Genomic DNA, 16,958 nt, shown 5'->3' with positions numbered 1-16,958 from the left:
GGCGAAGCATGGTGGCCTTCATGCCGCAGCAGTCTGCCCTTTGCCCAACCGCAGGTCGCGCTACCTTCAGATCATGAAAACTTATGCCTGCACCTACGCTTTGGCGTTCCTGCTTGCCCTGCCATTGCGAGCCGACCCCATGCTGATAGACCGATTTGAAGATGGCCGCGCAGAGGGCTGGCGCTTCATTTCCGATCAAGTCATGGGCGGCGTATCTGAAGGCCGCGCAACCGTTGAAAACGGCGCGCTGATTTTGCGTGGAACGGTTTCCACCGCCAACAACGGTGGTTTCGTTCAGGTGCGGCTGCAGGGCCTGAACCTGCCAGCCAGTGCCAAATCGTTGAAGCTTCGCGTGCGCGGGAATGGACAAGACTACTTCATTCACGTTCGCACCCGCGCGACCCGGTTACCGTGGCACTACTATCAGGCCCGGTTTTCAGCCTCTTCTGATTGGACAGAAGTTCGGTTGGGCTGGGACAGCTTCAAGCCAAGCAACGGTATATTGCCTGCCCGGATCAGCGCCAATGATGTGACCAGCATCGCCCTCGTTGCCTATGGTCGCGACCACGAAGCTGACGTGCGCATTTCCGAGGTCTGGGCAGAATAGTCAGCGTCTGACAAACGTCATGTAGTGCGGGACACGATCCTCGCGCAGGGCCTTTTGCTCATAGCGCGTCGAGATCCAGTCACCCCAGGGCTCTCGCCAATCTGACGGCCCTTCTGCGGTCCATTCAAATCCCGCGCGCGGCACTTCAATCATCGTCTGTCGCACATAGTCCGGAATATCGGTCGCGACACGAAACTCGGCCCCCGATTTCAGGCAACGTGCAAGCGGCTCGAGATGTTCGGGTGTCACGAAACGACGGCGGTGGTGCTTTTTCTTTGGCCAAGGGTCCGGATAAAGAAGAAACGCCTTGTCGATCGAAGCCTCGGGCAAGACATCAAACAGATCGCGTGCATCACCGGGATGCACGGCCAGGTTCGTCACGCCCGCATCCCGGATCTTACCCAGCAGCATGGCCACGCCATTGATGTAAGGTTCACATCCGATAATGCCGACCTCGGGATTCTGCGCGGCCTGATGCACCAGATGCTCACCGCCACCAAATCCGATTTCGACCCAAACAGGTTTTCCATCAAACCGAGATTGCAGATCCAGCGGGTTTCTTTCCGGGTTCACATCCCAATCGACCGCGCCCGGGGACAAGGCATCGAGGTCTTCCTGAATATAGGTTTCCTGGCTCGGGCGCAGGGTCTTGCCTTTGATGCGGCCATAAAAATTGCGCCATGGCGCCTTGGGGTGCTTGTTGGATGTGGTCATGGGCGCGCGTGTACCTGCCAGCGCGATTTGCTGCAAGACCGGCCTTGCAAACACCCATGACCGTCAGTCCCGTAGAACTCCGGCATCGATCAATTCCGATCGCGTCGGAAACCATGTTCCAGAACGATAGCGTTTCGTTTCGATAGCAAACTCGGGCTCAACCCCACGAGAGATCATATAGGTGAGATCCTTGAAGGTTTCTGTCTGCGTATCCTGATAAACCCATGAAGCGAATTCAAAAGGATCGGCCCAGTTCTCATCTTCCCGCCAGCGATCATAGTAGCTTTCGATGGCACTGGATGACCAACTGCGCTGATGAAAGCCCATCTTCGATCCGCGGGTCATGGTCCGTGTGCGACCGGCCAGAAAAATGGTGACGCAAGAACTCGAACACTCGCCATCAACCACGGTGCTGAGATCAAAATCCATCACGATGCGGGCCATTTCGTTGCCTGCCCAGACACTGCCGCCGGTCGAGTTCAGCTTTACAGTGCGAACGCCGGGTGTATCGCGCAAATGCCGTTTCATCACATCGATGTCGTCGTTCGCGACTTCTCGGTCGCCCCGGACGCTGGCTGCCTCGGTGTCGTAGAACAGAACGCTGCCCTGCACCGAAAATTTTTCGTCAGGGCCTGCCAAGGCAGAAAACGGTGCGATGCAAAGCACCATCATCGGGATAAAACGATCAAGCATTGTCAAATCTCACGCGGTTGAACCGCCTCATGAGACTATTCCGCGCCCGGTCTGACAAGACCGGAATGCCATGCTTTTGTCGTCCAATTCAAAAAGGCGGGTACGCGACCCGCCTTTTTCAGGTGTCTTTGATCAGACCGAATTCTTCAAAGCATCGGCCAAATCGGTGCGTTCCCAGCTGAATCCACCGTCGGCTTCCGGCTCGCGGCCAAAGTGACCATAAGCAGCGGTGCGCTGATAAATGGGCTTGTTCAGTTCCAGATGCGTCCGAATACCGCGCGGCGTCAGATCCATGACCTTTGGAATCGCAGCTTCGATTGCAGCAGGCTCAACGTCGCCGGTGCCGTGGGTGTCGACATAGATCGACAACGGTCGGGCAACACCGATCGCATAGGACAGCTGAACGGTGCAGCGTTCCGACATGCCCGCCGCAACGACGTTCTTTGCCAGATAGCGCGCTGCATAAGCCGCCGACCGGTCAACCTTGGTCGGATCCTTGCCCGAGAACGCACCACCACCATGAGGCGCAGCACCGCCGTATGTATCCACGATGATCTTGCGGCCCGTCAGACCCGCGTCCCCATCCGGACCACCAATCACGAATTTACCGGTTGGGTTCACATGCCAAACCGTTTCATCCGTCACCCATCCCTCGGGCAGAACCTCAAGGATGTAGGGCGCAACAACGGCGCGCACGTCCTCAGATGTCATGTCTTCGTCGAGATGCTGGGTCGAAAGCACGATTGAGCTGACGCCCACAGGTTTACCATTTTCATAAACGACAGAGAGCTGCGATTTCGCGTCCGGGCCCAGTGTCGGCTCTGTTCCGTTTTTGCGCACTTCGGCCAGTCGGCGAAGAACCGCATGGCTGTATTGAATTGGTGCAGGCATCAGCGCGTCAGTTTCATTGGTCGCATAGCCGAACATGATGCCCTGATCACCCGCGCCTTCGTCGCCCTGCTCGCCCGTTACGCCCTGCGCGATATGCGCGGACTGTTCGTGCAGCAGATTGGTGATTTTGCAGGTTGCGTGATGGAACTTGTCCTGCTCATAACCGATGTCCTTGATACAGGCGCGCGCGATCTCTTCGATCTTGCCCATATACTCGGTCAGTTTGTCCTGATCTGTCAGGCCCACTTCGCCCCCGATCACAACGCGGTTTGTCGTGGCAAAGGTTTCCGCGGCAACACGCGCCAGCGGATCTTCGGCCAGAAACGCATCAAGCACTGCGTCGGAAATCCGGTCACAGACTTTGTCTGGGTGTCCTTCCGAAACGGATTCAGAAGTGAAGGTATAGTTCTGTCGGGACATAAAGGTGCTCCATTGGGGTTCGCCGTCACGCCAGGAAGCCGTTGTGACAGAGGATGATTCGTTTCGGCGTACGCGGGCGATGCCTTGCGGTCAATCGGATTTCCGACCCGCTATACGGATTAGCACAAGAGACGCGATGCAGAGCAACACAAGCGCCGGGAAATCCCCGTATCTGCTGTAGACCGTAACGCGCATCGGTGGTGGAAGTTCTGCATCCAGATAGCCCGCTTGCCCCAATGGCAAGCTGGCCAGAACACGCCCTGCCCCATCGATGACCGCAGACACGCCAGTGTTTGCAGAGCGCAACATCGGCAAACCCTGTTCAATTGCCCGTATGCGCGCCTGCGCCAGGTGCTGATAAGGACCAGACCAGTTGCCAAACCATGCGTCATTGGTGATTTGCAGCAAAAAGTCCGCACGCCCCGGGGCCCGATAGACATCCTGCGGAAAAACGGCCTCGTAGCAAATCAGGGGCAGTGCATGTCCCAGTTCGCCCAAGTCGAGCAAAGTTGGACCCGGGCCGGGGGTGTACCCACCCTCAGCACGCGCAGCCAAACCAGCAATGTTCAATCGTTTGAAGAACCCGCTTGCAGGCATGTACTCCCCGAACGGCACAAGGTGATGCTTGTCGTAGACGTGTGACAGACGGCCCTGTCCATCCAGAACTGCCATTGAATTATAGTACCGCCCGGCATCGCCGCGCTGCACGCCGATCACAACCGAGGCCGGGCCTGCTGCATCCGAAATGATCGCCAAAGCATCGTTTGCCCGGTGCAAAAGGCCCGGCAAGGATGTCTCTGGCCAAACGATCAAGGACGGGTTGGCCTTGCCTTGTTGGGCCGGGGCTTCGGTAAAGGCCACCTGACGATTGAAGAAGATTGGTACCTTGGCCGGGTCCCACTTTTCATGTTGGGCCGCGTTCGGTTGCACCAAACGCACAATAGGCCGATCAGCCAATGATTGCTCTGGCGGGGTCAAACTGTACCCACCCGCCATGAGACCCGCGAACACGGCCAAAGCCGCCAACGCGGGCTTGGCTTTCCCTTTACGTAACGATCCTGCGACCAGTCCACAAAACGCCAGTGTCGCGATGGACAAACCCAAAGGGCCGACGACGGCGCTCCATTGAATTGCAGGTGTTGGCAGCCAAAGGTAGGCCAATAGAGCCCATGGAAACCCCGTAAACACATAAGTCCGGGCCAGTTCAGCCGCGCTCCATGCCAGAACAAGCGCACAGAGCCGCGCACGCGGCGCATAGGCTGCGCCCCAAAACGCCAGCGCCCAGAACAGGGCCAGTCCTCCGGCCAAGCCTATCAACCCAAAGGGAGCCATCCAGCCCGTGGTAGCGGCATCAACCTGAAAGGGTTCGACAATCCACCCCAGCGCAAACCCGAAATACCCGAACCCGGTCGCCCAGCCCGTGCCAACCGCACGCAGAGGGCCCGGTGACATTGTGAACAGCACGAAGGTCGCGACTATGCCAGCGAGGGACAGATACCACAGATCATAGGGGGCCATCCCCAACGCGATGACGACACCCGCCAATATGCCCAACAACAAACGCGCCCAGCGCGGCAGCAAAACGTCAGACCGCGTTGCAGCATCATCTGAAGCCCGCCGGGCGGGTTCAGCCATGCCCGGTCTCTTGCTTTTGGGGCGCCGCGGCATCTGGCACCAAGGCTGCCGCTGCCGGATTGCCTGTGCGATTGCCCGGCAATCGTACGCGCAGCCGTTTGATGCGGCGCGGATCAGCATCTACAACTTCAAAATCCAGACCTTCGGGGTGGGCAACGACTTCGCCACGTGCAGGAACGTGACCTGCCAACATAAAGACCAGACCACCGAGCGTGTCGATTTCCTCGGCGTCAATGCCCTCATGCTGTGTCAGGTGAATACCAATCTCAGCTTCGAATTCGTCCAGAGGTGTCTTTGCCAGTGCCAGAAAACATCCCGGCGCTTCGCGGGTCCATAACTGGTCTTCGCCGGTGTCATGCTCATCTTCGATCTCACCGATAACCTGCTCGATCAAATCCTCGATCGTCACGAGACCATCCACACCGCCGTATTCATCAATCACCAAGGCCATGTGACGCCGTTCCGTCTGCATCTTGGTGAGCAGAACGCCAATCGGCATTGACGGCGGGACGTACAACAGGGGGCGCAGCATCTTCTTTAGATTAAAACGGCCGCCACCGTTGCCCATACCATAGCTCAGGGCAAAGTCCTTGAGATGCGCCATCCCGATCGGCGTGTCCAACGTCCCTTCGTAAACCGGCAATCGGGTAAGACCGCTATCCCGGAAAACCTGTACCAGATCGTCTTTGGTGATCGTGTTGGGGACAGCAACGATTTCGGCCTTTGGAATGGCCACATCCTCAACCCGCATACGACGCAGATTGATCATGCCGTGCACGGGCCGTTCCGGGGCCGGTGCGCCATTGCTTTGAATGGGAAGAGCAGGCTGATCGTGCCCACCGTTGCGACCGAACAAACGCCGGAACAATCCCGGTCTTGCTTGTTCAGTTTTAACATTTGCACCCGCCGTCGCGGTGCTTGATGTCGTTTGCTCTGTCACACGCGCGCCCTGCGCTGCGTTAGACGAGCCGTCGGTATCGCCCATTTATCCGTTCCAGTTAAAGGCCATGATCAGGCCGGTCATTCCCTATATGGGTCCGGAAGACCCAGATTGCCAAGTATTTCAACCTCTGCGCGTTCCATAAGCGTGGCATCTTCATCACGGATGTGATCGTAGCCCAACAAGTGAAGAACGGCGTGCACAACGAGATGGGTCACGTGGGCCTCTAGCGTTTTGCCCTGTTCTTCGGCCTCTCGCGCGCAGGTTTCAAAGGCAAGTGCAATATCCCCAAGGTGGTGAGGCTCATCGCCCGTGTCCCGGTCCGGTCTGGACGGAACTCCGCCCGCACTCTCAGAAGCGAGGTCCTGTTCGGGCCAGCTTAGCACATTCGTTGGGCTGCGTTTGTCGCGAAAATCGCCATTCAATTCGGCAATTCTGTCATCGTCGCAGGCCAAAACCGCTATCTCAAAAGCGGACGGCGCCAATCCCTGGTGCACCAAAGCTGCGCAGGCCGCGGTTTCGGCCAGTGGACTCAGACTGTCCTCATCCCATTGTTCGTTTTCTATGATGACATCAGTCAGCATCGGCAATCACACAGTTCCTGTTCGGCGTGCCGATACCTGTTTCAGACGGTCGCGTCCATCTCGGCCGCATCTTGCTCATCCTCCATGAGCAGAAATGCCTCGGATTCATCATCTGGAATTGTCAGTGCTGCCATCAGGGCAGCCCCATCAGGGGCCGGGATCAGAGTGCCATCCGATCCAATTTCAAAGCGCAGCTCCTCTGTCGAGAGGGCGCTTCCATCTGCGGCGATAGCAGTGCGTGAGATCTCGTACACATTATCTTCATCTACATCCCATGCATCGCCCGCGTCTGGCGCAAACCAGGATTGCAGTGACAGCTCGCCCGTGAGCGGATCAATGACAAAGACCTCGGCATCGGGACCAGACAGCAAATAGGCATAGACCTCTTCTCCACCACCGTCGTTTGCAGGCGGCTCGGGCGCTGGATCCTCTACTGTGTCATCCTCCCCGACTTCGACTCCAGTATCTGCCTCTGGCTCCGGATCTACAGGATCAGGGGTGGTCACATCGGGGGCTTCTGTTTCGGCCTCGGAAACCAAAGACAATTCACCGTCAGCGACGGTTTCAAGCCTCAGGGTTTCTTGCTCAGCGTCCGATCCGTCAGCGGGTGTCGCAACACGGATCAATTCATAGACGTGATCTTCGTCCTGATCCCATGCGTCATTCAGAGTTGGCACAAACCAAGCCTGCGGAGAGACCTCTCCGGTCTGATCATCAATCTGGAACAGAAAGGCATCATCCCCGGTCAAAGAATAGGCAACCGCGAGCGGCATATCAGGCACGGGCGGAACGTCTTCGACATCCGTGGGTGCACCAGTGTCCCCACTATCGTCCCCGCTGAGAGTGTCCTGCCCTGTATCCGGATCGATCGGTCCAGCATCGCCGTCCTGCTCATCTGTATCCGAAGATGTTTCATCCTCGACATCGGGCGTGTCATCCAGATCGTCCTGTTCGGTTCCCAGAGTCATCGTGAAAACGCCATCAGCGGTCATTACGAATGTCACTTGCTGTTCTTCAACAACATCTCCGTCCGCTGACTCCGCAACGCGCGTCATTTCATAGACATGGTCCTCGTTCTGATCCCACGCGTCCGTCGCGGAGGGAACAAACCAGTCTTCAGGCTGAACGGAACCGTCAGCGGCATTTATCGAAAACAAGAATGCGTCCGGGCCGTCTAGGCTGTACACCCAGTCTCCTTCGCCGGGCCAGTCTGACTGCGGGTCTTGCTCGGGCAGTGCATCGTCCGCGGACGTATCGAGACTGTAGCTTTCAGCGATGTACTGTCGTCCCGTCCAGGTTTCGTACACTTCGGCAAGATTGCCGTTCTCGTCCAAAACCCCGGGATCGTGCTCAGCATAGGCCAGCATCACTTCCAAAGACAGCGCGGCCTCATCCGGTGTCAGGTTGGCCGGCATCAAGCGACTGTCGTAGTGCACGTAGTGCGTGACCTGAACCGTTCCGCCGGAATAGGCGAGCAGCGCTTCCTCCGAGAACTCAGCCGTGTGTGTGTGGTCAGTATGCTCGGCAGCGGCCGTTTCCCCCTCGTGAACCTGCAATCGCAACGCGCTGGGTTCATGCAGGGTGAGTAACTCGGTCAACACGTCGACAACATCCGACCGCGAATAAACACTTTCGCCGTCTATAGTGGTTACACTTGCCAATTCACCGCTTTCCAAACGGGCAAGCTGCTGTTCTTCGCCCGGCCCCAGAGCGCCACCCCCGTCGGGCAATCGCAGGAAATAGAGCCTGATTTCCGGGGCCTCCAACAAATATGAAGTATGCACATCTATCGACTGAGACCCGGTATCGATCGTGATCGTTTCATCAACCCATTCATCGTGACCCGTCATAACGGAGTAGGCAGCCTTGGCGCCTTCTTCCCGGCCCTGCCAATAGGCATCGCCCAGACCAGCGTCGCCCGCAGTCACAAAAATTGTGGTATTTGCCTCGCCTTGCGCAATGCTCTGCGCAATGTCCGGGTTCATGAAAAGTATATCGTCATCCTGATGAGCCACGATTGAAATGGCCCCACCGCGCGAAAGCACCGGCATGGTTGAATCCTTAGAAAACCAATTGTTTGAAAATGCCCCAAGGGCCAACCAATTAATTTACCTTAGGTAAACACTAACACGAAATTTCGATGCTGCACGGGCAAACTTATTCCAAAATGGAAATACTGCGTTTCCAGGTCTTCACGCCTTGGGCGCGTCAGCCTCATAGGCTTCGATGATCGCTGCGACCAACGGATGCCGCACCACATCTTTGCCAGTAAAGTAGTTAAACGAGATATTCGGAATTCTGTTCAGCAAGCGCTCCGCATCTGCCAAGCCAGACGGGACACCGCGCGGCAAATCAATCTGTGTCCGATCACCGGTAATGACCATGCGAGACCCCTCACCGAGGCGTGTGAGGAACATCTTCATCTGCATAGAGGTTGCGTTTTGGGCCTCATCCAGAACCACAAATGCATTGGACAGTGTACGGCCGCGCATGAACGCCAGAGGCGCGATCTCCACGGTCTTTTCCTCGATCATCTTTGCCAGCTGTTTGCCGGGCAGAAAATCATTCAGCGCATCGTAAAGCGGCTGCATGTAGGGATCGACCTTATCCTTCATGTCACCGGGCAAATAGCCAAGCTTTTCACCGGCTTCGACGGCTGGCCTCGACAAGATGATTTTGTCTACGGCACCGGTGATCAGCATGTTCACACCCACCGCTACGGCAAGATAGGTCTTACCCGTGCCCGCCGGACCAATCCCGAACGCCAGCTCATTGGAGAACAATGATTGGACATAGGCCTTTTGGGCATCTGTTCTGGGCTCAACCAGTTTCTTGCGGGTCTTGATCTCGACCGCGCCGCCCGCAAACATTTCCAGCTGATCTTGCGGCTCGTCTTCCCCGGCCATGCGAAACTGGCGGTCAATTTCGGCTTTGGATACTTCGCGCCCCTGTTCAAGCCTGTCATAGAGCGCGCGCAGCACGTCAGCCGCTTCGGATTGCCCATCCGCGGGCCCATGCACCGCAAGATGATTTCCGCGTCGCAGGATTTGCACACCGGTACGCGCTTCGATGTGGGTCAGATGGCGATCGTATTCGCCGCATAGATCAATCAGGAGCCGATTGTCCGGAAACTCCAAGATGGTTTCCGATGGTGGTGCGGTTTCAATGATCTGGCTCGTCACACATCTCTCCTGAAGTGGCGTGTTGATTCCAAGATTGCCAAGCCAAATGCCACATGTCCACAGCTTGCTCGGGTTTCACACAAGAATTTGTGTGCCGCTTCGCAGAACGCACAAATGAGGCGCAGCCCAAGAGATCAAAAAAACCCATGACTTGGGCCGGAAAACAGCGAAAGCCGCCGGGCTATTGCACGGCGGCTTTCTGGGAAACACGTACTGTACTTTAGAGCGGGTCGCCGATGATCGACGTCGAGCCCTGCTTGAAGTCACCCGTTGCGATGGTCGGCGGTGCCGTACCGGAACAGACGGGCTTGCCGTATTTGTCCAAACGCTGGGACAGGTAACCTTCGACGCCATCGTCGATGATCCAGTGGTCACAGCCATTTGGGTCGATCCAGACACCTGCGCGCATATTGCTCAGGTCATCTTTGTCGATGCCACGGTCAACGCTTTTGTCAGGTCCGTACTCGCCAAAGCCTTCAAGGCCTGCGCCTTCACAACCTGCCAGCGCAACACCCGCGCCCAGCAAAAGAGCCAATTTGGTCAGTTTCATAACAATCAGCCCCTTTTAGCGAATGCAGATGATTTCGACACGGCGGTTCTTTGCCATGCCATGTGCGCTGCCGTTGGAAGCCACGGGCAGGCGTTCACCGTAACCACGGACGTCCGCGATGCGGGCACCCACTGATTTCGCAACGTTCGCAACCGAAAGCGCACGGTTGTAGGACAGCTTCATGTTGTAGCTGTCAGACGCACGGCTGTCAGTGTGACCTGCGATGATATACGAAGTCGCACCAGCGCTCCGGAAGAACTCGGCCAGTTTGGCCTGTCCCTGCGGTGAAATACGGTGCGAGTTTGTAGCGAAGAACTGATCAGAGTTCATCACACCACAGGTGTTACCACGGTTGCAAACCGGGATACCCTTACGATTGACGTGCGGGCTCATGTAGCCCTCGACACCGTCGTCCATCACCCAGTGTTCGCAGCCATCGGGATCAACCCAGATACCCGGAATATACTGTTCGCCCTGAATGGTGCGTGTGTTTTGCGTCGAAATAAACGGATTATTTGCCCCCGCCTTTTCGGCATACGCGGGTGCAGCCCCCGCAATACCGGCGACGACAGCCAGCGCAACTGCGCCGATGGCATTGGTCATGTGTTTAGCCACAGCCTCTGTCCCTATGGTTTGTGTTTCCCCCACGCGCACCCAAAATTGGCAGCGGAACGCGCAAATTTACTATAATCAACACCTTATCAAACAATGCGCAGGTGTGAAGCGAAAAGGGCTGTGGATTGTCACGAAATCGGAAACAATTCTCTTAGGTGAGCAGAACTGTTGAAAGTTTCATCTAAATCAGAGGCTTAAAGGTCCTTGTTCACCCAAGGTTTGCCTTAGTTCAGAACACCCTTCAAAGAGTTCGGTCCGCTCTCGACGATTCGGACAGATCGCAAATCGCCCGGAATCAGCGTGTCCGATTCTACGTGAACGGCATGCAGATATTCTGACTTTCCGACCATCTGACCAGGCAATCTGCCCGGCTTTTCGAACAGTACATTGACCGTTTTTCCAACCATGGCATCCTGCAAAGAACGCTGCTGACTGACCAACAAGGCTTGCAAGCGCTGAAGCCGCTCATCCTTGACGCTTTCAGGCAATTGATCACGTTCTGCCGCCGGCGTGCCGGGACGGGTCGAGTATTTGAACGAAAAGGCAGATCCGTATTTCACCCGCTCAATCAGATCGAGGGTCTGGGCAAAATCCTCTTCCGTCTCTTCCGGAAATCCGACGATGAAATCGCCAGACAGGTGTAAATCGGGACGCACCTCGCGCAGCCGATCAATGATCCTGAAATAGTCGTCGCGCGTATGCTGGCGATTCATCCGCTTGAGGATCTTGTCGCTGCCCGCCTGAACCGGCAAATGCAGATAGGGCATCAGCTTTTCACAATCGCCATGCGCCGCAATCAGATCGTCGTCCATATCGTTGGGATGAGAAGTGGTAAAACGGATACGTTTCAGATCTTCAATCTCTGCCAGCGCACGGATCAAACCTGCCAAGCCCCGTTCATGCCCGTGATAGGCATTCACATTCTGCCCCAAGAGCGTAATTTCACGCACCCCGCGCTCAACCAGATCGCGCGCCTCGCTCACAATCCGATCAGCCGGGCGCGACACTTCTGCACCGCGGGTATAGGGCACCACGCAAAACGCGCAGAACTTATCACACCCTTCCTGAACCGTCAGAAAGGCCGTTGGTCCGCGTTTGGCCTTGGGACGCGATTTCAGGTGTTCGAATTTGTCCTCTTCGGGAAAATCGGTATCCAGCGCCTTTTGCCCGCTACGCGCCTTGGCCTCCAGTTCCGGCAACCGGTGATAGCTTTGCGGACCAACAACCAGATCGACCATAGGCTGGCGCTTCATGATCTCTTCGCCCTCGGCCTGCGCGACGCAGCCGGCAACACCGATTTTGAGATCAGGCTTGTCCGCCTTCAAACCTTTGTACCGACCAAGTTCGGAATAAACCTTCTCAGCTGCCTTTTCACGGATATGGCAGGTGTTCAGCAGGATCATATCCGCGTCATCCGGCGTATCGGTCGACTCATACCCAGCCAGAGCCTCTGCCATACGCTCACTGTCGTAGACATTCATCTGGCAGCCATAGGTCTTGATATACAGCTTTTTGGGAGCAGACATGCAATTGGCCTCCGTGGCGGGGTACAGAGCGCGCAGATAACGCAGAATCTGCCTGCCTTGCAATGCACGAGATTTTCACCGATTCTGTGCCAAAGGGAATGGGCATGCATTACACTGGACTTGACGACTTTCTGAACCAAAACAAGGCCGCCCTGACCAAAGGGCCGGTTGCCTTGATCTTTTCCGAAGACGACGTCGAGCTGGATACAACCCTGCGGCACCATCGGCACCTTGGCTTCAAAACCGTTTTGGCCTTCGTCAGCCCGCTCTGGGACATGCCGCCCGATCTGACGGATAAGGTCCACCGGATCGATTTCGACATCCGCAGCGAAGGCGCCGTCCCAAATGCCGTAAACGCAGTCATCGCGGCGGCTCCCGGGGTTTGGCTCTACTACTGCTATAACGCCGAATACCTATTCTATCCGTTCTGTGAGACGCGCCTGATCACCGAGCTTCTGGCCTTCCACACCGAAGAACGCCGCGACGCCATGCTGACCTATGTGGTCGATCTTTATGCAGGCGATCTGGATCGCTGCCCCAATGCTGTCAATCTGGACGATGCCCACCTGGACCGGTCCGGCTACTACGCGCTTGCCCGCAATGATCCGGATAACCACAATCACCCCAAGGAACGGCAATTGAACTTCTACGGCGGCCTGCGCTGGCGCTACGAAGAACACGTTCCCCAGGCGCGCCGCAAGATCGACCGTATCAGCTTGTTCAAGGCAAAGCCCGGTTTGACCCTGCGGGACGATCACACCCTGTCAGACGAAGAATACAACACCTACGCCTGCCCCTGGCACAACAACCTGACCGCATCGATTGCCTCATTCCGCACGGCCAAGGCGCTGAAGTCCAATCCGGGCAGCACATTCGATATCCGCACCTTCCGCTGGCACAATTCCACAGCATTTGAATGGCACTCCCGCCAGCTGCTGGACCTCGGCCTTATGGAGCCCGGTCAATGGTTCTGACCAGACACCCGTGACAAGGGCGCTATGTTTCTTCGTGCAAAAATATCCCCAGAGGGGTTTGGGGAGGGCGGCGCCCTCCCCAAGGCCTGCGTGGCCTGAACGCAATCAAACCGGCGCGCCAAAGGCGCCCCAGTTTACAAATCAAAGATTGTCGTACTGCGGCATGCCCAAGACATGGAACCCGCCATCCACTCGGACGACTTCCCCTGTCGTGCAGGCGCCAGCATCGGAAATCAGCCAGACTGCCGTTCCGCCAACAGCTTCCAGAGTTGCATTGCCGCCCAGCGGCGCATTCTGGTCCGTGTGCTTGTAGGTCTTGCGCGCGCCGCCAATGGCAGCACCCGCCAATGTTTTCATCGGGCCGGGCGATACAGCATTCACACGGATGCCTTCGGGCCCCAGATCATTTGCAAGATACCGCGTGGCCGATTCCAGCGCCGCCTTGGCAACGCCCATGACGTTATAGTTCGGCGTCACGCGGTTTGATCCCATGTAAGTCATGGTCAGCAATGTCCCGCCTTCGGTCATCAGCGGCTGCGCCCGCCGGGCGACGTCAATGAAGCTGAAGACCGAAATGTCCATTGAGTTTTTGAAGTTGTCACGGGTGGTATTCAGGATGCGGCCCTGCAGTTCGGACTTGTCCGAATAGGCGATGGCATGCACCACGAAATCCAGCCGATCCCAGCGCTGCCCCAGCGCGTCAAACGCGGCATCAAGGCTGGCTTCGTCCGTCACGTCGACGTCCACCATGAAATCGCTGCCGACCGAGGCCGCCAAAGGCTCCAGCCGTTTGCCGAACGCCTCTCCTTGATAGGTGAATGCCAGCTCGGCCCCCGCTTCGGCACAGGCCTTTGCAATACCCCAGGCAATGGATCGTTCGTTGGCGACACCCATAATGAGCCCGCGCTTGCCATTCAGTGAAATCGTCATCAGCCCCTCCGGTCCTTTGGGTTTTACTGACCGGATCACGCCAAGAGGTCAAGCAAACGCAATGCCTTTGTTCGCTTGAACGCGGAAAGCCTGCGCGTTCATCCGGCCAGCTCAGGATGTTCATAGGCCTCGGGATAGGTCATCGGAACCAGTGGTCCAAGAGGCACGACACCGTTCCAGGATCGTCCGAAATAACCCTGCCGGCAGTGGATCAAGGATCCGGCGCCTTGCACCCCTTTGATTGCGTAAACGCGGCAAAGCCAACGCCATAGGTGCGGATAATCAACGATCCGCCCACCATTCAGTTTCATCCGGACATAGTAGACCGGGTCATGGCGATAAAGTGTTGGGAACAAGCGCAAATCAGCTTCGCCAAAGTCAGGGCCCGTTAGAAATGGCCTACCATCAGATAGCAGATCGTTCAGGAAACCTAGCGTCTCGAAATAGGCATCAAACGCCTTGGCATAGACCGTCTGGTCAGAGGAAAAACCGGCTTTATAGGCTCCGTTATTGATGGTGACATAAATCCGTTCATTCAACGCTTCGACATGCTGTAGAACCGCCGGATCACTGGGAACAAGTATCGGCCGGTCCCATGAGAGTTCAGATCCCGCCAGCGCCCCGGCGTGTCGGTCCAGCATGCGAATAATCTCGGCGCTTTCGTTGTTCACGATACGTCCGGCCACTTTGTCATACAGGATCGGAACCGATTGTTCCTCCGAGCCTTCAGCGCGGTAGATGTCCTTTGCCAGTCTGACGTCACGTCCGGTTCCGGTGTCACGCGTGCATTCCGGCAATGCTGCACCGGTCAGGGACGCCTTGCGATCCGGCGCAAACTCCCAAAGGTTCGGACCTTCCGGATCGGCCTCATCCGTACGATTGGGAAAGGCCACGCTCATTGTGATGCCGTCTTCCAACCCCAGAACACCACGGGCCAGAGTCACACGGTGACACCACGGGCAGTTCAACGCGACAAACAAATGATAGCGTCCGGGCTCTGCCGGAAAATCCGGATCACCGATGGCATGCCTGAAGCCGCTGACGCCGCGCACGAATTCACCCCGCGCACGGCGCGCCTTGGCCTGTGACTGATCTTCCTGAACAGATTTGTCGTTTGTCATGGTGGCAGTGTCACCCTCTCAACCGGTGATGCAAGATAATTGGTACGGCCAGTTCTTCTTCATCGGTCAAATGACGCTGCAGGAAGGCCTCAATGGTTTGCGACGCCTTAAGGACCTGCGCTGCTTCTTCGCGGGCCTGGTTGGCATCCAACCCGGACAATTTGATCGCGCGGTTTGCACTGCGCGTGAAATCGTCAAGCACCCGATCAAGGTCAGCATGATCCTGTTCCAGCAACTCCAACCCGGCGTCAAACCGCGGGTCGGCTGCCGACAGTTCCGGGAAATAGCTGTGGTCTTCCCAGCCATGATGGCCGTGAAGGTTTGACACCAGCCCTCCGCCGAAATGCGACAGACGCCCTGCGTATTCATCAACGGCGAGATCGCGGTTCAGAACCTCTTCGGTGTCCACGCGAATGCGACTGGCAACGCGACGAAACATCTGATGCGCGCCCAGCCAATGCCGGGTCTTCTCGGCAAAGCCAGGGTGGTCTTCCCAGCTTTCTCGCGGATATCGTGAAAGCAGGAAGCGCATGTCCTCGGGCATGGCGTCTTCGCGAATATTATAGGTATCAAGCATGGCACTCTCCTTTCCCAACAACAGTTGGGCAGGCCCGCACCCGTCGAGAACCCCGAAATGCGAGGGGGCGGCTATGCGCTCTTGGCATGGGCTGACTGTCACCCGGCCATAGAAAAGGGCCGCCTGTCTTGCGACGGCGACCCCAAGTTTTGCTCCGTGAGTGAGAACTTAGAGCGGCAATTTACCTGTCATGCTTTCCAGAACACCGTCGCGGCGGACGACTTTGTGCCAGATCGCCCCGGCGATATGGGCCAGCAGCAAAACAGGCAGTGCGGAAAGCGCGAATTCATGCAAACCGATCATTGCCGATTGGAACAGGCCCCCAAGAACAGAGGTTGTATAGGCCAGCGCAATGCCCAACCCGGATAAGACAATGCCGAACACCGAGGCATAGAGGCCAACATGGACGGCCTTTGACGCAAAGTGTTCCCACTTTGGTGCATCCGTTGGCAGGCGCGTCGCGCCGGCCGCCCCTTTGGTCCAGAACAGCCGCAACAGAAAAAGTGCACCCAGACCAAGGGCGAAAGCCACCTCAAACTGCATCACGCCCGGATGCGAGAGCTGCGCAACATCGTCCAGCCCTTTCAGATAGCCATAGCCGATCAAGCCAGCCGACAACCAGTGGATGCCTTTGGTTACAAAACCGTGCGAGTGCGCCGTAGAAGTCATGATAATCCGTCCTGATAAATGAGATGCCGATTTAGGCTGTTTCCGCCTGGGCGGCGTCCTGTGGATCAGGGTCGTCGTTGCCGGTCTGTGACAGCGCAACAAATGGCATCGCCAGCAAGGCAACGCCCATGGCTGCCAGTGCAAACAGTGCAAGCGTGCCAAGCGCTGCAAAACCCATGGCCGCCAGCACGACGCCAAATGCAAACATCGCAATACCCGAGAGGGTGGACGTGAATTTTTCAAAAAGGGTTTTCATTGTGTGATCTCCAGTCTCATCGTTGTGTTTCGATGATCTGGATATGATGCGCCTGTTTTACGGGCGCCTGACCG

18 protein-coding genes and 1 riboswitch are annotated in these 16,958 nt (G+C 56.9%); of the genes, 2 read left to right on the top strand and 16 right to left on the bottom strand.

Annotated features, from left to right (window positions below):
- The first annotated feature begins 73 nt into the window (after positions 1 to 73).
- The gene (locus tag PFY00_RS09290) at positions 74 to 607 is read left to right on the top strand and encodes a CIA30 family protein (RefSeq protein WP_271432281.1); all 534 of its coding nucleotides are present in this window, start codon (positions 74 to 76) and stop codon (positions 605 to 607) included.
- Here the strand turns inward: PFY00_RS09290 and trmB are convergent, their stop codons facing one another.
- The 11 genes from trmB to miaB all read right to left on the bottom strand — a co-directional run bounded on the left by trmB (position 608) and on the right by miaB (position 12,357).
- Positions 608 to 1,321, bottom strand: a complete 714-nt coding sequence (gene trmB / locus PFY00_RS09285) for a tRNA (guanine(46)-N(7))-methyltransferase TrmB (RefSeq protein ID WP_271432280.1) — start codon at positions 1,319 to 1,321, stop codon at positions 608 to 610.
- A 63-nt stretch (positions 1,322 to 1,384) separates the two neighbouring features.
- Positions 1,385 to 2,014: a COG3904 family protein gene (locus PFY00_RS09280; RefSeq protein WP_271432279.1), complete on the bottom strand. Its 630-nt coding sequence runs from the start codon at positions 2,012 to 2,014 to the stop codon at positions 1,385 to 1,387.
- A gap of 132 nt (positions 2,015 to 2,146) precedes the next feature.
- Positions 2,147 to 3,325, bottom strand: a complete 1,179-nt coding sequence (gene metK / locus PFY00_RS09275; protein WP_271432278.1) for a methionine adenosyltransferase — start codon at positions 3,323 to 3,325, stop codon at positions 2,147 to 2,149.
- A 5-nt stretch (positions 3,326 to 3,330) separates the two neighbouring features.
- Positions 3,331 to 3,378: riboswitch (SAM-SAH riboswitch) on the bottom strand.
- A gap of 37 nt (positions 3,379 to 3,415) precedes the next feature.
- The gene (gene lnt, locus PFY00_RS09270) at positions 3,416 to 4,960 is read right to left on the bottom strand and encodes an apolipoprotein N-acyltransferase (protein ID WP_271432277.1); all 1,545 of its coding nucleotides are present in this window, start codon (positions 4,958 to 4,960) and stop codon (positions 3,416 to 3,418) included.
- Positions 4,953 to 5,945 carry a hemolysin family protein gene (locus tag PFY00_RS09265; protein WP_271432276.1) on the bottom strand — a complete coding sequence of 331 codons (993 nt, stop codon included), beginning with the start codon at positions 5,943 to 5,945 and terminating at the stop codon, positions 4,953 to 4,955. Before PFY00_RS09265 ends, lnt begins: the two co-directional genes overlap by 8 nt.
- Before the next feature lie 35 nt (positions 5,946 to 5,980).
- Positions 5,981 to 6,484, bottom strand: a complete 504-nt coding sequence (gene ybeY / locus PFY00_RS09260; protein ID WP_271432931.1) for an rRNA maturation RNase YbeY — start codon at positions 6,482 to 6,484, stop codon at positions 5,981 to 5,983.
- Positions 6,485 to 6,525: 41 nt separating this feature from the next.
- Positions 6,526 to 8,535, bottom strand: coding sequence for a PIG-L family deacetylase (locus PFY00_RS09255; protein WP_271432275.1), 2,010 nt, complete (start codon positions 8,533 to 8,535; stop codon positions 6,526 to 6,528).
- A gap of 141 nt (positions 8,536 to 8,676) precedes the next feature.
- Positions 8,677 to 9,666: a PhoH family protein gene (locus PFY00_RS09250; RefSeq protein ID WP_271432274.1), complete on the bottom strand. Its 990-nt coding sequence runs from the start codon at positions 9,664 to 9,666 to the stop codon at positions 8,677 to 8,679.
- Positions 9,667 to 9,886: 220 nt separating this feature from the next.
- Positions 9,887 to 10,216 (bottom strand): hypothetical protein, encoded by a 330-nt coding sequence (locus tag PFY00_RS09245; protein ID WP_271432273.1) that lies wholly within the window; start codon positions 10,214 to 10,216, stop codon positions 9,887 to 9,889.
- A gap of 15 nt (positions 10,217 to 10,231) precedes the next feature.
- A complete protein-coding gene (locus PFY00_RS09240) occupies positions 10,232 to 10,819 on the bottom strand; it encodes an OmpA family protein (RefSeq protein WP_271432272.1) in 588 nt (195 codons plus the stop codon).
- A 236-nt stretch (positions 10,820 to 11,055) separates the two neighbouring features.
- On the bottom strand, positions 11,056 to 12,357 hold the full coding sequence (miaB, locus tag PFY00_RS09235) for a tRNA (N6-isopentenyl adenosine(37)-C2)-methylthiotransferase MiaB (protein ID WP_271432271.1): 1,302 nt from the start codon (positions 12,355 to 12,357) through the stop codon (positions 11,056 to 11,058).
- Between the two features lie 104 nt (positions 12,358 to 12,461).
- Between miaB and PFY00_RS09230 the strand changes: the two genes are divergently transcribed.
- Positions 12,462 to 13,331, top strand: a complete 870-nt coding sequence (locus PFY00_RS09230; RefSeq protein WP_271432270.1) for a hypothetical protein — start codon at positions 12,462 to 12,464, stop codon at positions 13,329 to 13,331.
- 141 nt (positions 13,332 to 13,472) lie between these two features.
- On the opposite strand, the gene PFY00_RS09225 is transcribed toward PFY00_RS09230, so the two are convergent.
- The 5 genes from PFY00_RS09225 to PFY00_RS09205 all read right to left on the bottom strand — a co-directional run bounded on the left by PFY00_RS09225 (position 13,473) and on the right by PFY00_RS09205 (position 16,884).
- A complete protein-coding gene (locus PFY00_RS09225; RefSeq protein ID WP_271432269.1) occupies positions 13,473 to 14,261 on the bottom strand; it encodes an enoyl-ACP reductase FabI in 789 nt (262 codons plus the stop codon).
- 98 nt (positions 14,262 to 14,359) lie between these two features.
- Complete coding sequence (locus tag PFY00_RS09220; RefSeq protein WP_271432268.1) at positions 14,360 to 15,382, bottom strand: glutathione S-transferase C-terminal domain-containing protein; 1,023 nt, start codon at positions 15,380 to 15,382, stop codon at positions 14,360 to 14,362.
- 10 nt (positions 15,383 to 15,392) lie between these two features.
- Entirely contained in the window at positions 15,393 to 15,959 is a 567-nt protein-coding gene (locus tag PFY00_RS09215; protein WP_271432267.1) for a hemerythrin domain-containing protein, read from the bottom strand.
- 168 nt (positions 15,960 to 16,127) lie between these two features.
- Positions 16,128 to 16,628 carry a cytochrome b gene (locus tag PFY00_RS09210; protein WP_271432266.1) on the bottom strand — a complete coding sequence of 167 codons (501 nt, stop codon included), beginning with the start codon at positions 16,626 to 16,628 and terminating at the stop codon, positions 16,128 to 16,130.
- A gap of 31 nt (positions 16,629 to 16,659) precedes the next feature.
- A complete protein-coding gene (locus PFY00_RS09205; protein ID WP_271432265.1) occupies positions 16,660 to 16,884 on the bottom strand; it encodes a hypothetical protein in 225 nt (74 codons plus the stop codon).
- Between the last annotated feature and the right edge of the window lie 74 nt (positions 16,885 to 16,958).

It is taken from the genome of Thalassococcus lentus, from assembly GCF_028023555.1.
In the GTDB taxonomy this organism is placed as follows: Bacteria; Pseudomonadota; Alphaproteobacteria; order Rhodobacterales; family Rhodobacteraceae; genus Thalassococcus_A; species Thalassococcus_A lentus.
Note: the sequence above shows the minus strand (reverse complement) of the source record. Positions and strands in the feature narration are given on the sequence as shown.

What these genes read in the sequence shown, in the direction of transcription:
- PFY00_RS09210 (WP_271432266.1), bottom strand. Translation starts at nt 16,628, where the DNA reads ATGACTTCTACGGCGCACTCGCACGGTTTTGTAACCAAAGGCATCCAC.
- PFY00_RS09205 (WP_271432265.1), bottom strand. Translation starts at nt 16,884, where the DNA reads ATGAAAACCCTTTTTGAAAAATTCACGTCCACCCTCTCGGGTATTGCG.
- PFY00_RS09265 (WP_271432276.1), bottom strand. Translation starts at nt 5,945, where the DNA reads ATGGGCGATACCGACGGCTCGTCTAACGCAGCGCAGGGCGCGCGTGTG.
- PFY00_RS09230 (WP_271432270.1), top strand. Translation starts at nt 12,462, where the DNA reads ATGCATTACACTGGACTTGACGACTTTCTGAACCAAAACAAGGCCGCC.
- PFY00_RS09280 (WP_271432279.1), bottom strand. Translation starts at nt 2,014, where the DNA reads ATGCTTGATCGTTTTATCCCGATGATGGTGCTTTGCATCGCACCGTTT.
- metK (WP_271432278.1), bottom strand. Translation starts at nt 3,325, where the DNA reads ATGTCCCGACAGAACTATACCTTCACTTCTGAATCCGTTTCGGAAGGA.
- PFY00_RS09225 (WP_271432269.1), bottom strand. Translation starts at nt 14,261, where the DNA reads ATGACGATTTCACTGAATGGCAAGCGCGGGCTCATTATGGGTGTCGCC.
- PFY00_RS09240 (WP_271432272.1), bottom strand. Translation starts at nt 10,819, where the DNA reads ATGACCAATGCCATCGGCGCAGTTGCGCTGGCTGTCGTCGCCGGTATT.
- PFY00_RS09290 (WP_271432281.1), top strand. Translation starts at nt 74, where the DNA reads ATGAAAACTTATGCCTGCACCTACGCTTTGGCGTTCCTGCTTGCCCTG.
- ybeY (WP_271432931.1), bottom strand. Translation starts at nt 6,484, where the DNA reads ATGCTGACTGATGTCATCATAGAAAACGAACAATGGGATGAGGACAGT.
- PFY00_RS09215 (WP_271432267.1), bottom strand. Translation starts at nt 15,959, where the DNA reads ATGCTTGATACCTATAATATTCGCGAAGACGCCATGCCCGAGGACATG.
- PFY00_RS09245 (WP_271432273.1), bottom strand. Translation starts at nt 10,216, where the DNA reads ATGAAACTGACCAAATTGGCTCTTTTGCTGGGCGCGGGTGTTGCGCTG.
- PFY00_RS09255 (WP_271432275.1), bottom strand. Translation starts at nt 8,535, where the DNA reads ATGCCGGTGCTTTCGCGCGGTGGGGCCATTTCAATCGTGGCTCATCAG.
- PFY00_RS09220 (WP_271432268.1), bottom strand. Translation starts at nt 15,382, where the DNA reads ATGACAAACGACAAATCTGTTCAGGAAGATCAGTCACAGGCCAAGGCG.
- miaB (WP_271432271.1), bottom strand. Translation starts at nt 12,357, where the DNA reads ATGTCTGCTCCCAAAAAGCTGTATATCAAGACCTATGGCTGCCAGATG.
- lnt (WP_271432277.1), bottom strand. Translation starts at nt 4,960, where the DNA reads ATGGCTGAACCCGCCCGGCGGGCTTCAGATGATGCTGCAACGCGGTCT.
- trmB (WP_271432280.1), bottom strand. Translation starts at nt 1,321, where the DNA reads ATGACCACATCCAACAAGCACCCCAAGGCGCCATGGCGCAATTTTTAT.